Origin of the sequence: Polaromonas sp. (assembly GCF_029945895.1) — a bacterium.
Taxonomy (GTDB): domain Bacteria; phylum Pseudomonadota; class Gammaproteobacteria; order Burkholderiales; family Burkholderiaceae_C; genus Polaromonas.
This window is the reverse complement of record NZ_JAQSDL010000118.1, coordinates 1,905-7,040: the sequence shown is the minus strand read 5'-3', so window position 1 is coordinate 7,040 and position 5,136 is coordinate 1,905. Positions and strand designations below refer to the sequence as shown.

Sequence of the window (5,136 nt, the reverse complement as noted above, 5' to 3'; positions counted from 1 at the left end):
TTCATGATCGAGCTGTTCCGCCAGGAAGTGCCCGAGATCGAGCAGGGCCTGCTGGAGATCAAGTCCTGCGCCCGCGACCCTGGTTCGCGAGCCAAGATTGCCGTGCTGTCGCATGACAAACGCGTCGACCCGATCGGCACCTGCGTCGGCGTGCGCGGCACCCGTGTCAACGGCGTGACCAACGAGCTTGCCGGCGAACGTGTCGACATCGTGCTGTGGAGCGAGGACCCGGCCCAGTTCGTGATCGGTGCGCTGGCACCGGCCAACGTCTCGTCCATCGTGGTGGACGAAGAGCGTCACGCCATGGATGTCGTGGTGGACGAGGAAAACCTGGCCATCTCGATCGGCCGTGGCGGGCAGAACGTGCGCCTTGCCGCAGAACTGACCGGCTGGAAGATCAACATCATGACGGCCGACGAGTCTGCCGAGAAGCAGGCGACCGAGACCGACACCAGCCGCAAGCTGTTCATGGAAAAGCTCGATGTGGACGAGGAAATCGCCGACATCCTGATCTCCGAAGGCTTCACCAGCCTGGAAGAAGTCGCCTATGTGCCGCTTCAGGAAATGCTGGAGATCGAGTCCTTCGACGAGGATACGGTCAACGAACTGCGCACACGCGCCAAGGACGCTTTGCTGACGATGGAAATCGCCAGGGAAGAAGACGTCGAGGGCGTTTCGCAGAACCTGCGCGATGTCGAAGGCCTGACGCCCGAACTGATTGCCAAATTGACTGAGGCGGGTGTGAGCACCCGTGACGACCTGGCCGATCTGGCCGTCGACGAATTAACCGATATCACCGGCCAGTCTGCGGACGAAGCCAAAGCCCTGATCATGACCGCACGCGCGCACTGGTTTGCCAATGAGGCTGCAGAGCCCGCCGCGCCGGCAACGGCCCAAGAGCAATGATCATGGAGGCCAGCAGGAAAAAAACATATGTCCAGTACCACTACCGTCGCTGAATTCGCAGCTGAACTGAATAAACCCACCGCCACCCTGATCGAGCAATTGACCAGTGCCGGTGTTGCCAAGGCGCAGGCCTCGGATCCCCTGTCGGAGGCCGACAAGCAGAAGCTGTTGAGCTACCTGCAGGCGGCCCACGGCACCGCCAGTGCCGAGCGCAAGAAAATCACGCTGGTCAAGAAATCGACCACCGAAATCAAGCAGGCCGATGCCACCGGGCGCGCCCGGACCATCCAGGTCGAGGTGCGCAAAAAACGCACGTTCATCAAGCGCGATGAAGGTTCGGAACAGCCTGTTGAAGAAGTGCCCGTGCCGCCTGCCGCGCCTGAAGTGCCGGTGATTGACAATGCCGAACTGGTTCGCCGCGAGGAAGAAGCCAGTCGCCACGCCGAACTTCTGCGCCGGCAGGAAGAAGAACTGACCGAAAAACGCCGTCTGCGTGAAGAGCAGGACGCCAGGGACCAGGCCGTTGAAAATGAGCGCCAGGCCGCCGAGCAAAGTGCGCTGGCTGCTGCGCAAGTCGCCGAGGCTGCCAGGAAGCTGGAAAAACCCACCATCGGCAAGATCATTCCTGCCAAGGCTGCGGCCGCGCAAGCGCCTGCAGAGCCGGACAGTGCTGCCGTAGCACTGGCTGCTTCGAAAGCCGCCGACGCCAGTGCCGCCCAGGCTGCGGCCAAGGCCAAGGCCACGGCCGAGTTCCAGGCCGACGCCGTGAAGGCGCAGGACCTGCAGGACCGCCGCAAGAAAGCCGAGGCGGAGGCCGCCGGCATTCGCGCCATGATGAACGCGCCCAAGCGTGTTCTGGTGCCGCACGTCGACCCCAAAGCCGTCATCAAGGGCACGCTGCACAAGCCTGCCGTCGTGCCGGGCGCTGCGAAGCCGGCTGCGCCAGGTGCGGTAGCGGGTGCCGCGGGCAAGAAGGAAGTCAAGTCTGAGAACCTGTCTTCGACCTGGAAAGACGACGCCGCCAAGAAAAAAGGCGAGATCAAGACCCGCGGCGCGCCAGTCGTGCCGGGTCGTGGCAATTTCCGTGGTGGGCCGCGCGGCCGTCGCACGTCGGACCGCGATTCGCGTTCCGAGTCCAGCTTTGTGGCGCCGACCGAGTTCAAGGTCATCGAGGTGCATGTGCCGGAGACCATCACGGTGGCCGAACTCGCCCACAAGATGAGCGTGAAGTCGTCCGAGGTCATCAAGCACCTCATGAAGCTGGGCCAGATGGTCACCATCAACCAGCCGCTGGACCAGGACACCGCGATGATCGTCGTGGAAGAGATGGGCCACAAGGCCGTCACTGCCTCGCTGGACGATCCGGAAGCTTTTGCCGACGAGGACGTCCAGGGCCAGCAGGCCGAGTTGCTGCCTCGCGCACCGGTCGTGACCGTCATGGGTCACGTCGACCACGGCAAGACCTCGCTGCTTGACTACATCCGCACCGCCAAAGTGGCCTCCGGCGAAGCTGGCGGCATCACCCAGCACATCGGCGCCTACCACGTGGAAACCCCGCGCGGCATGGTGTCCTTCCTGGACACGCCGGGCCACGAAGCGTTTACCGCCATGCGTGCCCGTGGCGCCCAGGCCACCGACATCGTGATCCTGGTGGTGGCAGCCGACGACGGCGTCATGCCGCAGACCCGGGAAGCCATCAAACATGCGAAAGCGGCCGGGGTGCCTATCGTCGTGGCGATCAACAAGATCGACAAGCCAGGTATCAACATGGAGCGCGTCAAGGGCGAACTGGTCACTGAAGAAGTGATTCCTGAAGAGTTCGGCGGCGACGTTCCCTTTGTCGGCGTGTCGGCCCATACCGGCGCCGGCATCGATGCCCTGCTGGAGCAGGTGCTGCTGCAGGCCGAAGTGCTGGAACTCAAGGCGCCGGTCGATGCACTGGCCAAGGGCCTGGTGATCGAAGCCCGCCTTGACAAGGGCCGTGGCCCGGTGGCGACCGTGCTGGTTCAGTCCGGCACGCTCAAGGCCGGCGACGTGGTGCTGGCCGGTTCCACCTTTGGCCGCGTGCGCGCCATGCTGGACGAGAACGGCAAGCCGATCAAGACGGCGGGCCCGTCGATTCCGGTGGAAATCCAGGGTCTGACGGAAGTGCCACAGGCCGGTGACGAATTCATGGTCATGCTCGACGAACGTCGCGCCCGTGAAATTGCCACCTACCGTGCCGGCAAGTTCCGCAACACCAAGCTGGCCAAGCAGCAGGCTGCCAAGCTGGAGAACATGTTCTCCGACATCGGCGCCGGCGAGGTCAAGATGCTTCCGATCATCATCAAGGCCGATGTGCAGGGTTCGCAGGAGGCACTGGCGCAGTCGCTGCTCAAGCTGTCGACCGACGAGGTCAAGGTGCAGCTGGTCTACTCCGGTGTTGGCGGTATTTCCGAGTCCGACGTCAATCTGGCCATTGCCTCCAAGGCCGTGGTGATCGGGTTCAACACCCGCGCCGATGCCCAGGCCCGCAAGCTGGCCGAAAACAACGGTGTGGACCTTCGTTACTACAACATCATTTATGACGCTGTGGACGAGTTGCGCGCTGCCATGTCGGGCATGCTGACACCGGACAAGAAGGAAGAAGTCATCGGTACGGCCGAGATTCGCCAGGTGTTCAAGGTCAGCAAGATCGGCTCGATTGCCGGCTGTATGGTCACCGCCGGTGTGGTTCGCCGCAGCGCGCGCCTGCGCCTGCTGCGTGAAAACATCGTCATCTTCACCGGTGAACTCGACTCGCTCAAGCGTTTCAAGGACGATGCGAAAGAGGTCAAGGAAGGCTTCGAGTGCGGCTTGAACGTCAAGGGCTACAACGACATCCAGGTTGGCGACATGCTGGAGTTCTTTGAAATCCGTGAAGTGGCCAGGACACTGGAGGCCTGATCGCCGCAAGGCAGGCTGTCCCGAAAGGGCAGCCCGCCGACCGGCAGGCTTACTCACCCATGCGTAAAAAATCATCCACCCCGAATCGCGGTTTTCGCGTTGCCGACCAGATCCAGCGCGATCTGACGGAGCTGATCGCGCGCGAACTCAAAGACCCGCGGGTCGGGATGGTGACCATCCAGGCCGTCGAGGTGACGCCCGACTATGCGCATGCCAAGGTGTTTTTCAGCGTGCTGATCGGTGACCCGAAAGAGTGCGAAACAGCGCTGAACCAGGCCGCGGGCTTTCTGCGCAACGGCCTGTTCAAGAAGCTGATGATCCACACGGTGCCGACCCTGCATTTCCAGTTTGACCGCACGACCGAACGTGCGGCCGACATGAACGCCCTGATTGCCAAGGCGGTTTCCTCCCGCGCCCAGGACGATTGAGTTCGCGCCGTTTCCCTTGATGACAGGTTCAGGGACAACGGTGCCAACGAAACGCCGGGCTTGCCCGCGCGTCGAGCCTGTCGGAATTTATGACGCAAACTTCTCCTCATCGCCAAAAGATACAGCGCCGTCCCGTGCATGGCGTGTTGCTGCTCGACAAGCCGCTGGGCCTGTCGAGCAATCAGGCCTTGCAGAAAGCGAAGTGGCTGCTGCGCGCGGACAAGGCCGGCCATACCGGCACGCTGGACCCGCTGGCGACCGGTGTGTTGCCCCTGTGTTTCGGTGCGGCCACCAAGTTCAGCCAGCTGCAGCTCGACGCCGACAAGACCTACGAAGCCGTGCTGCTGCTGGGCCAGAAAACCAGCACCGCCGATGCCGAAGGTGAGGTGATTGAAACCCGTCCGGTGCCAGCCGTCACGCCCGAATTGCTGGATGAGATGACGCGTCGCTTCACCGGGCCGCAAACCCAGGTGCCGCCCATGTATTCGGCCCTGAAGAAGGACGGCAAGGCGCTGTACGAGTACGCGCGCAAGGGCGAGGAAGTCGAACGGGACGCGCGCCATGTCACCATTTACAAGCTGAATATGGCTCCAGCCCATGACCCACGGGCGCCAGCAGCTATCAAAATCATAGTTTCGTGCAGCAAGGGCACCTACATCCGCACGCTCGGGGAAGACATCGGCGAGGCCATCGGCTGCGGCGCCCACCTCGGCTCGCTGCGGCGCCTGGAGACCGGCGGTTACACCGACGGCCAGTGCGTGAGCCTGCCTGCGCTCGAAGCCATGAGCGAGGCCGAACGTGAGGCCTGTCTGCTGCCGGTGCAGTCGCTGGTGGCCGCTTTTCCGTCTGTCACATTGGGCGCCGATGATGCAGGGCG

The 5,136-nt window shown here is 62.9% G+C and carries 4 protein-coding genes; all 4 read left to right on the top strand.

Annotation, left to right across the window (positions count from 1 at the left end; translation table 11 throughout):
- On the top strand, nt 1–906 hold a 906-nt coding region (locus tag PSV33_RS18845), incomplete at its 5' end, for a transcription termination/antitermination protein NusA (RefSeq protein WP_300564157.1).
- Between the two features lie 27 nt (nt 907–933).
- Entirely contained in the window at nt 934–3,831 is a 2,898-nt protein-coding gene (gene infB, locus PSV33_RS18840) for a translation initiation factor IF-2 (RefSeq protein WP_300564154.1), read from the top strand.
- A gap of 59 nt (nt 3,832–3,890) precedes the next feature.
- The gene (rbfA, locus tag PSV33_RS18835) at nt 3,891–4,259 is read left to right on the top strand and encodes a 30S ribosome-binding factor RbfA (RefSeq protein WP_077594385.1); all 369 of its coding nucleotides are present in this window, start codon (nt 3,891–3,893) and stop codon (nt 4,257–4,259) included.
- 89 nt (nt 4,260–4,348) lie between these two features.
- Nucleotides 4,349–5,136 (top strand): tRNA pseudouridine(55) synthase TruB (gene truB / locus PSV33_RS18830; RefSeq protein WP_300564152.1); only part of this gene is annotated, 788 nt, incomplete at its 3' end.